Annotated in this window: 16 protein-coding genes; 10 read left to right on the top strand and 6 right to left on the bottom strand. The window is 39.8% G+C overall.

The annotated features are described in order from the left end of the window. Positions 1-28: 28 nt before the first annotated feature. Positions 29-223: a hypothetical protein gene (locus PISS_RS05155; protein WP_138686387.1), complete on the top strand. Its 195-nt coding sequence runs from the start codon at positions 29-31 to the stop codon at positions 221-223. Here the strand turns inward: PISS_RS05155 and PISS_RS05160 are convergent. Together PISS_RS05160 and PISS_RS05165 are read right to left on the bottom strand one after the other, a co-directional pair. After that, positions 220-2,460 carry a sensor domain-containing protein gene (locus PISS_RS05160; RefSeq protein WP_033103870.1) on the bottom strand — a complete coding sequence of 747 codons (2,241 nt, stop codon included), beginning with the start codon at positions 2,458-2,460 and terminating at the stop codon, positions 220-222. The genes PISS_RS05155 and PISS_RS05160 overlap by 4 nt on opposite strands. Positions 2,461-2,511: 51 nt before the next feature. Then, the gene (locus tag PISS_RS05165) at positions 2,512-5,235 is read right to left on the bottom strand and encodes an insulinase family protein (RefSeq protein ID WP_058154372.1); all 2,724 of its coding nucleotides are present in this window, start codon (positions 5,233-5,235) and stop codon (positions 2,512-2,514) included. A 184-nt stretch (positions 5,236-5,419) separates the two neighbouring features. Here PISS_RS05165 and sixA point away from each other — a divergent pair, with 184 nt between their 5' ends. After that, complete coding sequence (gene sixA / locus PISS_RS05170; RefSeq protein ID WP_024602806.1) at positions 5,420-5,896, top strand: phosphohistidine phosphatase SixA; 477 nt, start codon at positions 5,420-5,422, stop codon at positions 5,894-5,896. Between the two features lie 66 nt (positions 5,897-5,962). Here sixA and PISS_RS05175 read toward each other — a convergent pair whose 3' ends face one another. Beyond that, a complete protein-coding gene (locus PISS_RS05175) occupies positions 5,963-6,886 on the bottom strand; it encodes an AEC family transporter (protein ID WP_058154373.1) in 924 nt (307 codons plus the stop codon). A 32-nt stretch (positions 6,887-6,918) separates the two neighbouring features. Further along, the gene (smrB, locus tag PISS_RS05180; protein WP_016899440.1) at positions 6,919-7,476 is read right to left on the bottom strand and encodes an endonuclease SmrB; all 558 of its coding nucleotides are present in this window, start codon (positions 7,474-7,476) and stop codon (positions 6,919-6,921) included. Between the two features lie 296 nt (positions 7,477-7,772). Here smrB and prmB point away from each other — a divergent pair, with 296 nt between their 5' ends. The 3 genes from prmB to PISS_RS05195 all read left to right on the top strand — a co-directional run bounded on the left by prmB (position 7,773) and on the right by PISS_RS05195 (position 10,410). Beyond that, on the top strand, positions 7,773-8,708 hold the full coding sequence (prmB, locus tag PISS_RS05185) for a 50S ribosomal protein L3 N(5)-glutamine methyltransferase (protein WP_013464520.1): 936 nt from the start codon (positions 7,773-7,775) through the stop codon (positions 8,706-8,708). Positions 8,709-8,799: 91 nt separating this feature from the next. Further along, positions 8,800-9,897: a chorismate synthase gene (aroC, locus tag PISS_RS05190; protein WP_013464521.1), complete on the top strand. Its 1,098-nt coding sequence runs from the start codon at positions 8,800-8,802 to the stop codon at positions 9,895-9,897. Between the two features lie 126 nt (positions 9,898-10,023). After that, positions 10,024-10,410, top strand: coding sequence for a DUF4112 domain-containing protein (locus tag PISS_RS05195; RefSeq protein WP_028835364.1), 387 nt, complete (start codon positions 10,024-10,026; stop codon positions 10,408-10,410). Positions 10,411-10,455: 45 nt separating this feature from the next. Here the strand turns inward: PISS_RS05195 and PISS_RS05200 are convergent, their stop codons facing one another. Next, positions 10,456-11,154, bottom strand: coding sequence for a 2'-5' RNA ligase family protein (locus PISS_RS05200; protein WP_175527458.1), 699 nt, complete (start codon positions 11,152-11,154; stop codon positions 10,456-10,458). Between the two features lie 220 nt (positions 11,155-11,374). On the opposite strand from PISS_RS05200, the gene PISS_RS05205 reads away from it, so the two are divergent. The 5 genes from PISS_RS05205 (at position 11,375) to PISS_RS05225 (ending at position 18,409) form a co-directional block, all read left to right on the top strand. Beyond that, entirely contained in the window at positions 11,375-14,560 is a 3,186-nt protein-coding gene (locus tag PISS_RS05205) for an HD domain-containing phosphohydrolase (protein WP_058154375.1), read from the top strand. 180 nt (positions 14,561-14,740) lie between these two features. Further along, positions 14,741-15,295, top strand: a complete 555-nt coding sequence (locus PISS_RS05210) for an elongation factor P hydroxylase (protein WP_058154376.1) — start codon at positions 14,741-14,743, stop codon at positions 15,293-15,295. After that, positions 15,285-16,427 carry an ATP-NAD kinase family protein gene (locus PISS_RS05215; protein WP_058154377.1) on the top strand — a complete coding sequence of 381 codons (1,143 nt, stop codon included), beginning with the start codon at positions 15,285-15,287 and terminating at the stop codon, positions 16,425-16,427. Before PISS_RS05210 ends, PISS_RS05215 begins: the two co-directional genes overlap by 11 nt. A 3-nt stretch (positions 16,428-16,430) precedes the next feature. Continuing rightward, positions 16,431-16,706, top strand: coding sequence for a YfcL family protein (locus tag PISS_RS05220; protein WP_054202147.1), 276 nt, complete (start codon positions 16,431-16,433; stop codon positions 16,704-16,706). A 143-nt stretch (positions 16,707-16,849) separates the two neighbouring features. Next, positions 16,850-18,409, top strand: a complete 1,560-nt coding sequence (locus PISS_RS05225; protein ID WP_058154378.1) for an AbgT family transporter — start codon at positions 16,850-16,852, stop codon at positions 18,407-18,409. A gap of 79 nt (positions 18,410-18,488) precedes the next feature. On the opposite strand, the gene PISS_RS05230 is transcribed toward PISS_RS05225, so the two are convergent. Next, positions 18,489-19,040: a hypothetical protein gene (locus tag PISS_RS05230; RefSeq protein ID WP_232311338.1), complete on the bottom strand. Its 552-nt coding sequence runs from the start codon at positions 19,038-19,040 to the stop codon at positions 18,489-18,491. Between the last annotated feature and the right edge of the window lie 132 nt (positions 19,041-19,172).

The raw sequence follows: 19,172 nt of genomic DNA on the forward strand, positions 1-19,172 counted from the left end.
CCTTATTTTTGAGCTGGTTGAGGTGGTGGTGTTATTTATTTTGCTTAGCGGTGTATTTATAGCGCTTATGTATTTAGAAACCATTAAAAAGGGCATGCCTGTTAAACGCTGGTTATTTTTAGGTGGCGTATTTGGTCCTGTTGCTTGGTGCTTGTTTAATATACATTATCGACGTGCATTGATACGCAATATAGGTGTAAATGCGTGTCTATGGCGTGCTTAACTGGTCGCTCTAATTAAACTGAGTTTTGATTGGCTTTGTTGTTGTTTTAAAAACGCAGTAAATTCATCTTTTGAGAGTGGTTTAGAGTAGTAATAACCCTGCAGTGTTTCACAGTTTAGCTCTTCAAGTATGCTTATTTGCGACGCTTGCTCCACCCCTTCGGCAACTACATGCAAATCAAGGTTATGCGCAATAGTGACGATAGAGTCCACCATATTGCGGCCACGTTCAGTCTTCATATCATCGATAAAGGCTTTATCTACCTTAAGCGTATTGAGTGGAAACTGCTTTAAATACGCAAGTGATGAATAGCCGGTACCAAAGTCATCCATTGCTAAGTGAATTCCACGGGCACTTAAAGAGCGCATAATCGCAATGGCTTCTTGTGGATCGTCCATTACGGTGCCTTCAGTTATCTCAAGCTCTAAAAAGTACGAGGGCAGTTCATTTTTTTGTAAAATCACATCTATGCGCGAGGTTAGATCGGGTAGGCTAAATTGTTTTGCTGATAAGTTAACAGCAACACGGGCATTAAATAAGCCTGCATCTAACCACTGTTTTACATCGCGACAAGCTTTGTTTAAAACTACTTCACCAATTTCAATAATTTGCCCTGTTTCTTCGGCAATTGGAATAAATACCCCTGGGCTAATAACCCCCTTTTTCGGGGTAATAAAACGTACCAACGCTTCCATTCCAGCAAGCTTACCAGTACGAATATTCATTTTAGGCTGGTAATACACCTCAAAATGATCTTCTTTTAAGCCAAAGCGCATTAGGTTTTCTATTTGCAGTCGTTTTACTGCTTGGCGGTTCATGGTGTCATTAAAGAACAGGTAGCTATTGCCTTTCTTTTTAGCATGATACATCGCAGTATCGGCGTTCTTTAATAGTATTTCGGGGGTGTTACCATCTTCGGGGAACAACACTATACCAACGCTTGAGGTGATAGCAAGTTCATGGCCTGCCATTTTAAATGGTGTAGCTATGGCCGCCAAAAACTGTTTAGCCATGCGAGTGATAGTGAGAATATCGTTGGTGTTTGACATAACTAGCGCAAATTCGTCGCCGCCAAGGCGATAAAATACGTCATTTTCACGGGTGAGCTTATTTAAACGCATAGCAAGCTTTGCCAGTAAACTATCACCTAATTGATGGCCTAATGAGTCGTTTATCTTTTTAAAGTTATCTAAATCAAATACGAGTAATGCATGATGAGAGTGCTGCTTTGCGAGTTTTTGTAAGTCAGAAAAAAACAAATTACGGTTAGGTAAGCTGGTGGTGCGATCTCGGTTTGATAAATTATTCAGTTCAGATTCGGTTTTTTTACGTTCGGTTAAATCTGAATACACCACCACATAATTGGTTATTTGATTTTGTGCGTTTTTAATTTCATCTATTGAAATTTCAAATGGCAGCAGAGCATGATCGCTATTGCGAAGCTTTACTTCTTCTTGAATATGTTCGTGCTTTCTAACGGTATTTTTTATGGATTCTATATAGCTTTTGTCGTAACCGGCTAAATGAAACTCTTTCTTTAGGTATTGCTCGCGTACGCCGCCAAACAAAGTTAAAAAGCTGGGATTAATATCCACAAGCCTAAAGTCTTTATCATAAATGGCCAGCGCATCAGTGAGTGACTCAACACATTTTGCAAATAAGTTAAGTCGATCTTCCGTTGATTTTAACTGCGAGATATCTCTGACTGTGCCAGTCATTCGCAGTGGGCTTAGGTTAGCGTCTTTTTCAATGATTTTTCCGCGGTCGAGCACCCAGTGCCATTTACCAAAGCTGTCTTTAATACGATAAGTTGCTTCAAAAAAAGTACTTTCTTCGGCAAAGTGTTTTTTTAGTAGGTAATCAACATGGGTTAAATCGCGGGGGTGGATCAAGCTTTTATTCGGTGGAAATTCTACTAGGTTATTACTATTCATCACGTATTTGTCATTGATACGAATAACTTTACCGGTTTTGATATTCCAATCCCATAGAGTATCACCACTGCCTTCTACGGTACTTTTTAATCGTTTTTCAGAAAGCTGTAATTGAGAGTGTGAACGCTTGAGTGAGTGAACAATCGTTAACAAATAAACCACAACTAACGACATTATTGCGCACACGCTCACGACCAACGCATTTAAATTCAAGTTAAACGATGACTCGAATGCACTCGCTGAGTAGGCTGTGGCCAAAGAGGCCAACAATAGAATGTATTTTATTATTTTTATTTTTTTCATTGTCTTACTTCTTATTAACAAAAGACAATCTAAATCAAGCGCGAGCAAGAGTCAAAGAGAATGCGAATAAAGTGGTAGTTTCTCAGACAAATTCACAGATTTGGCACTTAAAAGCTCATATCTTGGGCGATCTGCATTAAAAATTTCAGCGGCGTAGGCTTTTAAATCTTCAAGCGTTAATGCGTTTAAAGAATCCAGCAGGCGTTGCTGCATATTAAACCGATGATCGCCATTACCTATAGCAAGCCATAAACGTTGTGAACGTAAACGCAAATTTTTGTCTTTTTCAGCAATATGGGTTGTTAATCCATGTTTTTGTTGCAGCCAGTCTTGTTCTGTTAGTTCATTAATTGTTGCTAAATACTGGCTAATAAATAAATTATGCCTGTGCAGTAACGTGGTGGGCTCAAATTTTGGTGATTGTATATAAAAGGCAATACCAGCACGGGTATTAAAAGGAGCGTATCCTGCGCCTACTAAATAACCGAGTTGTTGCGTGGTTCTGAGTTCATTAAAGTAATCTTGATTAATTAAATGATTTAGCGCCATCATTTTCACTTTTTCAATAACGTCATCGCTTTGTGCTTGGTAGTAAATCACCATGGCATTATCGCTGCAGGCAAGTTCAAGCTCGTAGCGGGTCACTTTAGTAATTTCATAAAGTGGGCGCTTTAAATCGTCGATAACGGCTGATTTTTTAAGGTGCTGGGCGACCTTCTTTTGAAACTCAAGCGCATCATTTTGCTGCCAATTACCATGTAAAAAAGACTCAACATGAAGGGCATTAAAAAACGCTTGTCTAAATTCATTAAACTGATGGAAACAGGTGTCTTTGAGTGCATTTGCTAACTCGTCAGGCTGAGGATTCCACGGCATTATTTTAGCGCCTAAAATACTAAATAGCTCACTAACGGGTTTGTTTTGATTGCTATTACGCCAGTGTCTAACTAATTGCTTTTTATATTCTGCAAAGCGTTTGGCACAAATTTTTACGTTAAATAGTGCATCAATCAGCTGATCGACTAATTCGAGTTGGCTTGAAGAAAGCCCCGCAGTGTGAAGCGTTAAGCCACCTTGATGAGAGGTTAAGTGATAACTTAAGCCCGCAAGTTCCGCTGGGTAAAACTGTTCGCCAACACTGTCCATGAATAAATCTGAAAATAACCGCGTCAGTGCCATATGTTTCACATCTTTTACTGCAAAGTCAGAGTCCATGGCTAAATAAAAATGCCCTTTGGCGACTCTAAAGGTGGCGTCTTGTTTAAACCAAAAGTCAAAGCCTGCTTCTTTTACCAGTAATGTTGGATGTCGTTGCTGTGATTCAACCGGATATAAAATGACATCTTTAGCTAAATAAGGATTAGCCGTGGGCAATAGCATTTCACTTTGTGGCTGGCTAATCTGTGCAAGTGCTTCGAGCCAATGTAGCGACAATTTTTCAATTTTATAGGGGGTGTTATACCAAGCAGCTGTGTGTTCAGGCTCTACATCAGGATGAATAAGCACTAAACGCATGTTGTGCGGAGTTAACCACTGCATAGCCATTTCATGCGTGCTGGCTTTAAAGCCCTCCATTAAATAGTCACCCTGTAAGTAATTAACTTCATCGTAATGTTGCATGTTAATACTTAAATTACTGACCCAATCAATTAGGCGAGACTTTTCTTGGTTATCAAATGCGATTTGTAATAGTTTTTGCTTATCTTGATATAGGCGAGGTAATTTGCTGGTGTTGTTATTAATTAAACAAATGTATTCAAACACCATTTCAATAATATCTTCGTAGTATTCAATGCCTTCATCGGTCAGCGCCATACTAATATTAAAGTCTTTAAAATTACTGCCATTAATTCCGCCACCTGCAGAGAGGGCATTGATCCAACCTTGCTCTTTAAGCACAGAATACAACGAGCCTTGCCCCTCATAACCTAGTAAGTGCGCAATAAAGCTGACCGTTTTATGACGATAAAAATCGTCAATGTTTGGCATGGCAAAGCTAATAATCAGCTTTTGTACATGTTTGTGTGGTTCAATATGAAGCAACTTACCCAAGTCTTGGCTGCGATAAAGCGGCGCTTCTATAGGTGGCTTTAATTGGTGTTTATCTCCCTTTATCTGGGAGAAATACTGGGTTGCCCATGCCTCAAGTGTATCTAATGACTCATTGGCACAAATCACTAACGTCATCCACTGAGCTTGGTAATGCCTATTAAAAAAGTCACGTAATTCATCACTAATACAGCGCTTTCTATCTGCTAATGTTTGCAAGTTTCCCACTGAGAACTTGGCAAAAGGATGTTCTGGGTTAACCGTTTCTTTATGCACTTGATAAATTCGACGGCCATCGTCTTTAATTTTTAATTTAAACTCAGCCTCAATAGCATTACGTTCTTTTTCTGTTTCTGCTGGGTTTAGTATGGGCGCTATAAAAAACCGACTAAATTGTGCTAATGCTGTTTCAATATGATGGTTATTAATATCAAAGAAATAGCAGGTATGCTCTGTGCCAGTCCACGCGTTGGTATTGCCACCAGACTGCGAGACAAAATTATTAAAACTTCCTGATTCAGGATAAAGGTCAGTGCCTAGAAACAACATATGCTCTAAAAAGTGCGCTAGGCCTTGTCTATCAAGCGGATCATCAAAGTGACCAGCGTTAACAGCCATGGATGCGGCAGCTTTTGCTGAGTCTTGATCGTGCACTAAAAGTACTTTTAGACCATTGTCCAGTGTTAGTGTGCGGTAAGCTCTGTTATCATTGGTGCTGATTTTCAAATGATGCTCCTGAAACTAAACGTATAATTGTTAACAACAGATGATAACTTCAGGAATGCAATGCTATTTACCTGAACATCATGAAAGAACTATTTTAAGAAAATAAATAGGTTTGAGTTATTAATATAGCGGAAATTCGAGCAAACTGGCTACTGTTTTATATTCTTTAATTGGTTGATTTTTTATGAAAACAATCTTGATAATGCGTCATGGTGAAGCAATACCGATGCACTCTGATGATGTCAGTAGAAATTTGACTCCTTTGGGCCATCAGCAGGTAGAAAAAATGGGGCTGTGGTTACAAAAAAAGCATGCTCCAACGGGGTTATTAGTGAGTCCTTATGTAAGAGCGCAGCAAACAGCTGAGGGTGTTAAAAAAAATAATACCTTTTTATTTGAAGAGACCTGCCAAGATATTATTCCTGAAGGTAACCCGCAGGTTGCTGCAGATTATTTAGAAACGTTAATCGCGCTTCATCCGGAATGCGATACTTGGCTTGTGGTTGCCCATATGCCTATGGTGAGCTATTTGGTTGATCAGTTGTGTGCTGGGCACATGCCTATTTTTAATACCGGCGCTGTTGCACAAATTAGTTATGATGAAACTCGCCATAAAAGTGATTATATCACCATCAATGCACCAGCGAATGTAGATGCATAGCGTGTAAACTAGCATTTAGCTAAGCCACTTTCTGTTAGATAAATGCCAATACTTTTAGGTATTTGTCTACAGTAGAATTGTTAACCACATACTAAAACTCACCACACTCAAAACTGTCGATAAAACAACCGCACTGGCTAACGTATCTTGATGTTGTTTTATTTGGCATGCAATTAAGTACGCATTAACTCCCAAGGGCGATGCGCTCAATAATACGAGTACTTTTAAGAGTGACTCATTAATAGCAAATACGTGTGTGCCTAACACTAATACTAAGGCGGGCAATATAACTAGCTTTAACAGGCTGGCAATAGCTGCCGCTTGCCAGTTATCGCTAATTTTATAAAAAGCTAAGTTTGCGCCTAAAACAAATAACGCACAGGCAATGGCAGGTTTAGCTAAAAGCGCTATGCCATTAGTTAAATCAGCAAATAAAGTAATCCCTGCTAAATTTACCAACAAACCCGTGCTAATACTCAATACGACAGGGTTGAGTAGCATATTTTTGGCAAATGTTGACCAAGAAAACGCATGACTGGCACTGTTTGCACTAATTAAAAAGGTAAGGGTGAACAATAGCGCGCTATGAAAGGTGATGATCATAAAAATAATGCCCATCATTTGCTCACCCATGGCGGCTATGATAATGGGCAAGCCCACCAATACGGTATTTGAATAACTACTGCCAAGGGCAAATACACTGTGACGTTCATATTGAGGATATTTAGAGAGAGTGTAGCGGTCAATAATGAGCGCAAAAAAATAAATTAAAATAACGGGAATATAAAAGCTTAAAAAGCCATTCAAGCTCACGCTGGTTTTTAAGTCTGCTTGGGCCATATTTAAAAATAAAAAACTGGGTACACTAATGTAAAAAGTAAATTTACTGAGCCCTGTTATATGAATGCGTTCTAAAAACTGACTTCGGCTTGCTATGTAGCCGCATAACACAATAAAAATAAGCGGAAATATAATCGAAAATATATGCACTAAAAAAGACTCTTATTGATTGGCTCTAGTGCTCAGCGTCTAAACTCATCACTTTGCGGTAAGTTAATTAATATGAGTACCGCCCCTTTACCGCCATACTCAAGCGGAGCTTGGTGCATAGCAATTACATCGGGGTGTTGCACTAAATATTGCGGTACTTTATGCCTGAGGATATGGCCGCCAATTCCGTGTACAACACAGGCACAATAGTAATGCTTTTTTTTACACTCATGAATAAGCCCTGCGAGTTCATCTTTGGCTATCTCTTTATTTAAGCCATGCAGGTCGAGGGTTAAATCAGGAATAAAATCCCCTCGACGAAGTTGTTTGGCTAAAAAACGATCCTGACCCTGTTGTACATAATTAACGGTACCATGTGTGTCTATATCGGGCACATATTCATCAGAAAAGAAAAATTCTGACTGTTGTTGCTTTTTTTGCTGGGCAAATTGCTTCGCTTGTGACACTTTAGGTTTATTGCTAAAACGGTGAGTGTCTTGTTTAAATACACGCGCACCACTGATACTTTGACGGAACAAGTCAATGTCGTCAGGACTAATTAGGCTGTTTGAGTGGGGATCTTTTTTCATAGCGGCAGTCTAAACAAAAAAGCGGTAAAAATCGAGTAAAAAGGTGTGATACCCAAGCAGCTTTGAGGTGCATAGTACAGCGCCATTAAGGTTAGTTTAAAAGCGATTTATACTGCGTTATTGATTTGAACAATAGAGTGACTATTATTTGCAATCAAAGCCTTACCTAAATCGCTTTTAACACTAACTGCGCTCGCACCTAAAGGTGGCTTGGGTATACAATAGGGCAATCATGGGGCCAATGATGCGCCCCGATTGAGTTTATTTTTTTTGAAAGTAGCAGGCAGATAATACTGATGAGTGAATTACTAATAGAAGAAGCAACCCTAGATGAAGCTGTTGCAGAACTTTCAACCTTACACGATTGGCTTCGTTGGACAACTAGTCAATTTGCAAGTAGCGGTATTTTCTTTGGTCATGGCACCGATAACGCATGGGATGAAGCGGTAAGTTTGTTATTACCGGCGCTTAGTTTGCCTATCGATGCACCCAAAGAGCTGATGCATGCGCGTTTAACCAGTACTGAAAAAAATCGTTTAGCGGGCTTAATTGCCGAGCGCATTAACGATTTTACCCCAGTACCTTACCTTACCAACATTGCATGGTTTGCTAACATGCCATTTTATGTGGATGAACGCGTATTAATTCCTCGCTCGCCTTTTGCTGAGCTTATTAATAATCGCTTCACCCCTTGGTTAGAAAAACCAGAGTCAGTAGGGCGTATTTTAGATTTATGTACAGGCTCAGGTTGTATTGCTATTGCCTTGGCACAAGCGTTCGAAAATGCGCAAGTTGATGCGGTTGATATATCCTATGAAGCGCTTGAAGTGGCTGATATTAATATCACTGACTATCAACTAAGTGATCGCGTACTACCGATTCAGTCTGACGTATTCAGTGGTGTACCTGGGCAAAAATACGACTTAATCGTAGCAAACCCGCCGTACGTTGATGCTGAAGATATGGCTGATTTACCACGTGAATTCCACCATGAACCAGAACTAGGATTAGCATCGGGACACGATGGCCTTGATGTAACACGTACTATTTTAGATCAAGCTAGTGAGCATCTAACAGATAACGGTTTGTTATTTGTCGAAGTAGGTAACTCTATGGTACATATGGATGCACTTTATCCAGGCGCACCATTTGAATGGATTGAGTTTGAACAAGGCGGATTAGGGGTGTTTGTTATTAGCAAACAACAACTAGATGCCTACTTTGCACAGTAATAATTAGTACTAGCCATTCATCCGAAATGGCTGGGCAAAACAATAGCCGAGTTAATCCTCGGCTATAAGTCATTAGGAATGAGGAAAGTTAATGGCAGGTAATAGCATAGGGCAGTTATTTAAAGTGTCCACCTTTGGCGAAAGCCACGGCGTTGCATTAGGCGGCGTAGTGGATGGCACGCCCGCAGGCCTTGAAATCACTGAGGCCGACATACAACACGATTTAGACAGACGCAAACCTGGGCAAAGTCGCTATACCACGCAGCGCCGTGAGAGCGACCAAATCAAAATTTTAGCGGGCGTTTTTGAAGGTAAAACCACTGGTACCAGCATTGGTTTATTAATTGAAAATACCGATCAACGTTCACAAGATTATGGCAAAATTAAAGACGTATTTCGCCCAGGCCACGGTGACTATACCTACTGGCACAAATATGGCCTTCGCGATTACCGTGGTGGTGGCCGTTCATCTGCGCGCGAAACCGCTATTCGGGTTGCCGCAGGCGCTATTGCTAAAAAGTATTTAAAGCAATTTCATGGTATTGAAGTACGTGCGTGTTTGAGCCAATTAGGGCCAATTAAAGCCGAAAATTACGATTGGGATGAGGTGGAAAATAACTTATTCTTTTTCCCAGACGTTAGCAAGCTTGAAGCACTCGATGAATATATGCGCGAGCTTAAAAAGCAAGGTGATTCAGTGGGTGCCAAAGTAAAAGTAGTGGCTAAAAATGTGCCAGTTGGTTTAGGTGAGCCGGTATTTGATAGGCTAGATGCCGAACTTGCCCATTCATTAATGAGTATCAACGCTGTAAAAGGCGTTGAAATTGGCGATGGCTTTGATGTGGTTGAGCAAAAAGGCTCAGAGCACCGTGATGAGTTAACCCCTGATGGTTTTACCTCAAATCATGCCGGCGGCGTATTGGCAGGTATTTCTACAGGGCAAGATATAATCGCATCCATTGCGCTTAAGCCAACATCAAGCATTACCATTCCCGGTAATAGTATTAATACCGAAAATGAAGCGGTCGAGATGATCACCAAAGGTCGTCACGATCCTTGTGTAGGCATTCGTGCTATTCCGATTGCTGAGGCAATGATGGCCATTACTTTAATGGATCATTTACTACGTCAACGCGGTCAAAACCCGCATGTAAACCACGAACATGGGCCAATTAAAGGCGCTATTTAAGCGCGCTTTACTATAAATTAATAATAAACGCGCACTAGCGCGTTTATTATGTACAGGCTATACATCTTTATTGCCGCTCAATAATTTCCATGTGCTTAGCGCACCTAAAAATAAAGAGCAGTTATTATGCAAAAAAATAATCAATCTCACGTTACACAAGCTGAATATAAAGCCACCATAAAACGGCTTGAAGAGTTTAGCCGCTTTACCGACAGCAGCATTGGTATTCCGTTTACTAAATTTAGTTTCGGTGTCGAATCATTGATAGGGCTATTGCCAGTGGTAGGCGATTTAGCCGGGCTTATTTTATCTGGGTATGTACTAATTGAAGCGCAGCGATTGGGTGTTGGTAAGCGAGTAAAAAGCCGGATTATTTTAAACATGTTAGTTGATTTTGTAGGTGGGCTTATTCCATTTTTTGGTGATATTTTTGATGCCATGTTCAAAGCAAATACGCGCAATACCCGCATACTGAAAAAGCATTTAAGCGATAAGCTAACCACAAATCCATAAACCATTTAAGTTATTAAATGTGTAATTAGCCCCGTTATTAACTATTTATTTGGTATCAAAGAAGTACTTAGCGATGACTTGTTTTTGTTGCCCAAACTGATCAGAAATTCCAATTCCAATCCCAATTATTTCACCTTGTGCTTGCGGTGGCTCAGCTTGCATGACTTTATTAAACGCAGCCAATGTAGGGTTTTGCTCATTTGCAAGTAGGGTTAAATGTGGCTGAAAGTTTTGAAACACATTTGGACTACCATAACGCTCAAAGGCCACGAGTTTATTAGGGTAATGCTTTACCCAACTTGGAACTGGCGCTTGATGATCGCGAAGTGGCTCAAGTTTAAGTGTCACTTCATCGGCTAAGCGTTGTAACTGATAAGATTTTTCTAAGTCTATAAAGGCCCAATTACTGGCAGATACACTAAACCCATTGGCTTTAATTTCAAAAGGTTGATGTTTCTTTACAATACGCTCCACCACCTGCTTAATTTCATTTTGTGCCTCTTGCGGATAATCAGTCAAATATAATGTGGCATGCACGGGTAAGCCTTGCTGATAAAACGTGGTTATTTGCTGTTTGGCTAGTTCATTACTGGTTGTAGCCATGAGCTCAACAATTGGCGAAGAGGGAATAGCAAACACGTTAATACTCACGCTTTTTGCATAACTATTGGCAGAGGCACTCAGTAGCGCTAAAAAAGTAAGAATGCTAACTGGCCATGCTTTAGTGGTGTGTTGTTTAACCATAAGAGTGTATTCATTTAGGTTTTTAGTTTGCATATGGTAAGCGCAATTAGGTGTTCAGTAAATAAAGGCATAAAGTTTTTAAATTTCTGATTTTGTGACTAATATTATTTTAGCTCAAACAATTAATGATTAACTTACTTCATAGGCTTTGAATATTGCTAAATTGCAATTTTCAACGACGTATATTTACTGCTTTTAAAAGTGTCGCAAGGAACGTTCAATGATATTTAAAGCGCTTAAAAAGTTAACAAAAACAGTACGCTTTTCTATTCGTTTGACGGTTGTGGCAGTATTTGTGTTGGCAACGTCTATTACCGCTATTATAGCCACGAGCTTACAGTATTATTTTAGTGAAAAAATGGCGCTCGAGTCGAATGTGCAACACTTTAATATGACCACTCAATCGGTTGCTGATTACCTAACACGCATTAATGAAAAATCTGAAAATACTTTATATATGATGGTAAAAAACACCTCGTTAGTCGGTGAAAACCTTTCAGATAAAACAGAGCTACGAAATGTATTAAGTGAAATGATGGATTTGAATCCTTTGTTTTATGCTTTTTATATGGGCTATAACAATGGTGACTATTTTGAGGTTATTAATCTTGAAAGTAGTGCGATGGTTCGTCAGCGCCTTGGTGCAACGGATAATGACCGCTGGGTCGTTATTCAAATAAAATCTGAAGAAGGGCAAAGAATACAGCAAACGCTTTATTTTGATGCGTCATTTAGCTTAAGAGAAAAAACCAAAAAACCGACGTATTTTGATCCCCGCGAGCAAGCATGGTTTAAGCAAGCAAACTCACAGCAAGTAAACAAAACCAAGCCTTATCTATTTACCCATTTACAAACCTCTGGGCAAACGTATTCGATTAAGATAGCGGGTAAAAATCATGTGCTTGGCTTAGGGATTATCGTTGATAACATGTCTAATTATTTAATCGAACAGAAACAGCGTTTGGAGATGCACAGCTCAACACAGTTACTTATTTATAACCGAGAAGGAGAAATTATTGCATCAAATCAGCCCTTTAGCTCAACGGTTGAGGCAAGGCTAAATCGGTTGGTACTGGATGAGCAACAGCAAAAAATAGTTGCCAAATATCCTACTATCACAGTTTCAAATGAAACCAATTGGGCACCTATGGATTTTAGTGTCAGTGGTAAGCCTAAAGGCTACAGTGTTGAATATATAAATGCGATTGCTGAACTGTTGGGTATTAAGGTTAATTATATTAATGGACTCAGTTGGCAAGAATTACTTAATTTATTTGAAAATAAGCAGATAGATGTGATTCATCCGGTACTTAATACAGCATCGAATAATACATTGGGTATGCTCAGTATACCCATGGTAACTTTGCCTTTAAGTATTGTTAATCAACAAAACAATCCACCAATTACCCATATGCAGCAACTTGCTGGTAAGTCAGTTGCGGTGGGAGAGGGCTGGTCAATTGTAAAAATATTACGAGCGCAATTTCCAGAAATTAACCTCGTGGAAGTTCCCAACACAAAGGCGTTGTTAATGCATGTTGCCAATGGTGATACTTATGCGGGAATAGACAGCAAAGCCGTATTGCAATATATACAGCAGCAATTTTTTATTGAGGGGATCCAGTACAATCCGCTTGATGAAGACAGTGCCGCGCTTTTTTCAAATGACTACCATTTATTGTTTCAAAACCAAGACGCACAATTAAAAGCTTTGTTTGATTACGCCGCCACGCAACTTCCTCTGCAATTTAAACAACAGCTTAGTGATAAATGGCTCAATACTAACTCAGGGAAAAAATCAAAAATTGTAGGCACTGTTCCTGATGAGCAATTAATCACTTTATTGGATGATGATAGTAACTTCTCTAAGCTACAGTTAGTGAACATTAATGGTAAAGAACAGTATGTTTTTATTAAGCCACTATCTGATTATTTAGCGCAAGCTAGTACGGGCTATTTAGCCATTATGGTTTCTAAAGAAGATGTATTGAGCTCCACAAGAGAAAAAATAAAGCTTTCAATAATAATTACGGTTGCCTGCTTAATTATGATGTTACCAGTGTCGTGGTTTTTTGCATCCCCCATTGTCGGTCCTATTAAAACGCTGGTGGGTGAAAACAATAAAATTAAAAATCGGCAGTTTAAACAAGTCTCGACTTTAAAAAGTCATATTAAAGAAATTAATACGTTAGCTTACTCTATGGTTGATATGAGTAAGTCGATACAGCAACATGAAGACAGTCAAAAAGCACTCATGGCGTCGTTTATCGAGTTAATAGCACAAGCCATTGATGATAAATCTCCCTATACAGCGGGGCATTGCGAGCGCGTACCTGAACTCGGTATTGAGCTTGCTAAGGCCGCTTCAGAGTCAGAGTTACCCGCTTTTAAAGGGTTTAAGTTTAAAAATGATGATGAGGTTGAAGAATTTAGTTTAGCCGCTTGGCTACATGATTGCGGTAAAATAACCACTCCAGAGCACATAGTTGATAAAGGTACTAAGCTGGAGACTATTTATAATCGTATTCATGAAATTAGAACGCGTTTTGAGGTACTTTGGCGAGATGCCGAACTTGATTACTATAAATCATTGCAACACAGTCCTCAAAATCAGCTCGACTTAACCAAGCAGTTGGCAGCTAAACAGCAACAGTTGCTGGACGACTTTGCTTTTATTGCACAATGTAATATTGGCGGCGAAAAAATCACAGAAGCTGCCCTTGGGCGTTTAACTGCGTTGAGTAATATTACTTGGCAGCGTCATTTTGACGATAAGTTGGGGCTTTCACCAGTAGAAATGTATCGCTATGAAGGGACTGATGACACGCTTCCCATCACAGAAAAATTACTCAGTGATAAACCTTGGCACTTAATTCCTCATGATAAGCCGATTGAATATGATGAGCGTTTAGGGATTAAAATTGCCCCATGTAAATATAAATATAACCTAGGGGAGCTTTATAATTTAACAGTTTCAAGAGGCACTCTTACTAAAGAGGATAGGTTTAAAATTAATGAGCACATGATAAGTACGATACGTATGCTCGATACACTGCCGTTCCCTAAGGAACTTGAGCGCGTACCGCGTTATGCCTCTACCCATCACGAAACATTAATCGGCACAGGCTATCCGCGTAAACTCAATGCGGATGACTTATCGATACCAGAACGAGTATTGGTGCTAGCTGATATTTTTGAAGCCCTAACGGCGGCCGACAGGCCCTATAAAAAGGCAAAAACACTCAGCGAGTCGATGAGTATATTAGCCAAAATGGTGGCCGATCATCATGTTGATAAAGCCGTGTTTGAACTGTTTTTAAGTTCAGGTATTTATCTTGATTACGCTAAACGCTACCTCAGTGCTGAACAAATAGATGAGGTAGATATCTCTCAATACTTGTCATAACAACAATGAGCATGACTCAGCGTGTGTAAACTTAAAGAGATTTATGTGAACATCGCTTTAAATCGCTAGCTTTTTACTTTGTGCAGAAAAGTACGTACAATTCGCCTCGTTTTTAGTGCGCTTTATATTAGTTTTATATGGCTATAAAGCATCGGGTTCAAACGAGTATACGAAATATTTATGCATCAAATAGCGGATTTAATTTCTATTTTCGAACACACTTTTTTCCAAAGCTATAATACGCGTTTGGTAAAAGGTGAGCACGAGCCTATCTACATTCCCGCAAATGATACAACGCCTTATCATCAAATTGTATTTGCCCATGGTTTTTACGCCAGTGCGCTGCACGAAATAGCCCATTGGTTAGTAGCAGGTTCTCAGCGCCGCTTAGTTGAAGATTATGGTTATTGGTATTGCCCCGACGGGCGCGATGCTTTACAGCAAGCAGAGTTTGAATCTGTAGAGGTAAAACCTCAAGCAATAGAGTGGGCATTGAGTGTGGCTGCTGGGTTTGATTTTAACGTATCGGTAGATAATTTAAATGGTGAACAAACCTGTCGATTTGCGTTTCAATCGCGTGTACATGCAAAGTTATTACAGCTGCTGCAAGACGGATTTAACCCACGTACTACAAGGTTACTAAAAGCACTGTGTAAATTTTATAACACAACGTGGCCTTTAAATGCTGCGCAGTTTTCATGGCATTCTCCCGAGGAGCTAAAAGATGCAGTTTAAGTTAGGGCTGATTGTAAACCCGGTTGCAGGATTGGGCGGTAGCGTGGCGTTAAAAGGCAGTGACGGCGAAGACACCGCCGCTAAAGCCATTGCATTAGGCGCTGAGCCTAAATCAAATAGCCGCACTAAAGCTGCACTTGAAGTGCTTGTACCTCATCAGTCAAATATTACTATTTATACTGTTAATGATGAAATGGGGGAGCAAACAGCAAAATCACTCGGCTTTAATACGCAAGTGGTTTATCAAAGTAGCTCACCCACAACCAGTGACGATACTGAAGCGGCAGCTCGTTTATTACAGCAGCAAGGTGTAGATTTAATTTTATTTGCAGGTGGCGATGGCACAGCACGTAATATTTGCCATGCGGTAGAAGACTCTGTACCTGTGTTGGGCATTCCTGCAGGGTGTAAAATTCACTCTGGAGTATATGCCATAACGCCAAAAGCTGCAGGCCGCGTAGTTGAAATGTTAGTTAAAGGTGAGTTGGTAACGCTAAGCGATGCCGATGTCATGGACATTGATGAAGTCGCCTTTCGCCAAGGAACAGTAAAAGCAAAACGTTATGGCGAAATGCAAGTACCCAGTGAAGTGCGCTATGTACAAGCGGTTAAAAATGGCGGTAAAGAAACCGATGAATTGGTACTTGCTGATATTGCCGCTTATGTGGTCAGTGAAATGGATGCCGATACCCTCTATGTAATGGGCAGTGGCTCTACCGTTGGCGCGGTGATGGAAGAAATGGGACTTGAGAACACGCTGCTCGGTGTTGATTTAGTTGAAGATCAAGCTTTAGTAGGCCAAGACTTAACAGCTCAACAATTACTTGAACTTACGACAGGGCGTGAGACAAAATTAGTGATCACCTTGATTGGCGGTCAAGGGCATATTTTTGGTCGAGGTAATCAACAACTCAGTCCTGCGTTAATTAAAGCGATAGGCCGCGACAATATTATTGTAGTGGCAACAAAAACCAAATTACAGGCTTTAAATGGCCGACCGCTGATTTGTGATACCGGTGATAGCAAATTAGATGATGAATTAAGCGGTTATATCCGTGTAACCAGTGGGTTTAACGACTATATTATGTATGCAGTAGGTCATCAAGATGGGCTGCACCTTGAGGAGAAGTAACACATGAGTTTAGTAAATTACATAGATGCTGCGCAGCAATATTTTGATGATTTAGTGATAAAAGCCACTGATGATGAGCTATTTGCCGGCGGTTATTTACGCGGCCACTTTGACTTAGCCGTAGGTTATGCACAAGTTGAAGAATTAAATCTAGAAGTTGCAGAACTAAACGATACGGTTGAAAAAAGCTTAGTAAAAGCTTATCGCAACGGCGAACTTAATGAAGACGATAAAGCACTCGTAGTAAGAATATGGGATGAAGTAAAAGCTCTTGCATAAGCTTTTTTCATTCATTAAAAATAGCGCGGCTACTGAGCCGCGTTTTTTTGTGCCTAAAAAAGAACTTGTTTATTCAGTTAAAATTTACCTCATTCCTTAGATACGCTAAAGTAGCGTAGTCTAAATTCTAGGGAACAAGTGAAATGAATAACAATAATGATGCGACAATGCCAACGGGCATAGTTGCGCGATTTTTAAATTTTGTTGAGCGGGTAGGTAATAAGCTGCCTGATCCAGCAATTATCTTTTTGTTTGCCATGTTATTAATCTGGTTTTTGTCTTGGTGGTTTTCAAGCGTCACATTTGATGCAATAGACCCTCGTACTGGCGAAGCCATTATCATTAATAACATGCTTGCCAGCGATTCGTTGGCCACTTTTTTATCTTCTATGGTAAAAACATTCACCGGTTTTGCACCACTGGGTGTAGTGCTGGTTGCAATGCTAGGTGTGGGCGTTGCAGAGCATTCGGGCTTTATTAATACCGGCCTTAAATTAATGCTCAAAGTAACGCCTAGAAAATTACTAACTCCCTCAATTATTTTAGTGGCTATTGTGAGCCATACGGCTACCGATGCAGGGTATGTGCTGGTTATTCCACTTGCTGGGGTAATATTTTTTGCAGCAGGTCGTCATCCGCTTGCCGGTATTGCAGCGGCATTTGCCGGGGTAAGTGGTGGCTTTGGGGCTAACTTTATTCCATCTGGAATTGACCCGTTACTGCAAAGCTTTACGCAAAGTGCAGCACAAATTATTAATCCAACAATGAGCATTAACCCGCTTAATAACTGGGGCTTTGCTTCAGCATCAAGTTTATTTATTGTGATGCTAGGTTGGTATATCACCGATAAAATTATTGAACCACGTTTAAAAAATTCACCTGTTGATGGCGAAACTCAAGACCTACCAGCATTTGAAGATGCGCGTAGTGACGAAAAGCGCGCCTTTCTTATTGCAAGTAGCGTAATGATTGCAGGTATTGCGTTATTAGCGTACGTATCCGTACCAGCTGATTCAGCGATGCGCAGCAGCGATGGCTCTTTAACAAACTTTAGCTCACCACTAATGCAATCAATAGTACCGCTGATATTTTTGTTATTTTGGATCCCAGGCGCAGTATATGGTTTTACCGTAGGCACCTTTAAAACCTCTAAAGACATGATAGATGCAATGAGCAAAGCCATGAATGGTATGGCGTATTACATTGTTATGGCATTCTTTTGTTCATTATTCATTGCTGCATTTAGTAAATCAAACCTAGGTGCATTGCTGGCAATTGAAGGGGCTCAAGTATTAAAAGCAATGGAGTTACCGAGCTCTGTAACGGTCGTAGGGATTATTTTCCTAACTGGTTTTGTAAACTTGTTTGTTGGTTCAAGCTCGGCTAAGTGGGCACTATTAGGTCCGGTATTTGTACCTATGCTAATGCAGCTCGGTATTTCGCCAGACTTAACGCAAGCAGCGTACCGTGTGGGAGATTCTAGCTCTAATATTATCACCCCGCTAATGCCATACTTCCCGCTGGTGGTGGTGTACTGCCAAAAATACGTTAAAGGCACAGGCATAGGTACGCTTATCGCGATGATGCTACCGTACTCAATTGCCTTTATGATTGGCTGGAGTATCTTCTTGCTAGGCTACTGGGCACTCGGTATCCCATTAGGGCTTGATGCCAGCTATGTGTACCCAGCAGTAGCGCCTTAACTTAAATCTTGATTCATAAACCTCACTCACTCGAGTGAGGTTTATATAAAAGTGCTGTAATATTCAAAGTAAGTCTAAGTTACCTTTCTAAATCTCTCACTATATAGCCAAACAAACTGGCCTCACCAAGAATATAAACATAATCGTTTTTGTTATTAATTATTGTAGACTTATCTTCGTACCATCTAAAATCATGAGTTTCGTTTGTTTTAGGATCTTTAAAATATAAACGAGTACAACTATCTTCATAATCAGAACCACACTTTTGTACATCAGTTAGGATATATTCCTTATACCAATAGTCGCCTTGCGTGTAGTAAGCCCATAACTTAATGGGCTCAGAGATAAAAATATAGAGTGTTCCATAGATTAAAAAAGGGATTAATGGATACGTGAATATTAATGATAATTTCGTTTTTGTATCTGAAAAACTATATTTAAGATGCTCCCTGTATTTACTGCAGCGTCTATATTTATTGAATACAAGTATATTTAAATAGATGAATGATGCGCCACAAATAATAGGGAATGCTATAAAGAAAATAACGTCGTATATTTCATTTGTGATAAATGGTGGATCTGTAAAGTCCATTAAAATAGGAATAATGATGCATAATAAAATAGGGAACATTATTACTACAAAGAGTAAGTTGTCGTAATTTCTTTTCAATTTTTAATTCATCCGTGAATTATAGCCTTTGCTTAGTTTACATAAATTTTATTGTTTTAAAAATCAAAGAAAACATGTTTATACACATTAAGT

The sequence above is a fragment of the Pseudoalteromonas issachenkonii genome (assembly GCF_002310795.1).
GTDB lineage: Bacteria > Pseudomonadota > Gammaproteobacteria > Enterobacterales > Alteromonadaceae > Pseudoalteromonas > Pseudoalteromonas tetraodonis.

Excerpts from the sequence above, each read along its gene's own strand:
- PISS_RS05160 (WP_033103870.1), bottom strand. The coding sequence starts at position 2,460 with ATGAAAAAAATAAAAATAATAAAATACATTCTATTGTTGGCCTCTTTG.
- sixA (WP_024602806.1), top strand. The coding sequence starts at position 5,420 with ATGAAAACAATCTTGATAATGCGTCATGGTGAAGCAATACCGATGCAC.
- smrB (WP_016899440.1), bottom strand. The coding sequence starts at position 7,476 with ATGAAAAAAGATCCCCACTCAAACAGCCTAATTAGTCCTGACGACATT.
- prmB (WP_013464520.1), top strand. The coding sequence starts at position 7,773 with ATGAGTGAATTACTAATAGAAGAAGCAACCCTAGATGAAGCTGTTGCA.
- aroC (WP_013464521.1), top strand. The coding sequence starts at position 8,800 with ATGGCAGGTAATAGCATAGGGCAGTTATTTAAAGTGTCCACCTTTGGC.
- PISS_RS05195 (WP_028835364.1), top strand. The coding sequence starts at position 10,024 with ATGCAAAAAAATAATCAATCTCACGTTACACAAGCTGAATATAAAGCC.
- PISS_RS05200 (WP_175527458.1), bottom strand. The coding sequence starts at position 11,154 with ATGGTTAAACAACACACCACTAAAGCATGGCCAGTTAGCATTCTTACT.
- PISS_RS05205 (WP_058154375.1), top strand. The coding sequence starts at position 11,375 with ATGATATTTAAAGCGCTTAAAAAGTTAACAAAAACAGTACGCTTTTCT.
- PISS_RS05210 (WP_058154376.1), top strand. The coding sequence starts at position 14,741 with ATGCATCAAATAGCGGATTTAATTTCTATTTTCGAACACACTTTTTTC.
- PISS_RS05215 (WP_058154377.1), top strand. The coding sequence starts at position 15,285 with ATGCAGTTTAAGTTAGGGCTGATTGTAAACCCGGTTGCAGGATTGGGC.
- PISS_RS05220 (WP_054202147.1), top strand. The coding sequence starts at position 16,431 with ATGAGTTTAGTAAATTACATAGATGCTGCGCAGCAATATTTTGATGAT.
- PISS_RS05225 (WP_058154378.1), top strand. The coding sequence starts at position 16,850 with ATGAATAACAATAATGATGCGACAATGCCAACGGGCATAGTTGCGCGA.
- PISS_RS05230 (WP_232311338.1), bottom strand. The coding sequence starts at position 19,040 with ATGTTCCCTATTTTATTATGCATCATTATTCCTATTTTAATGGACTTT.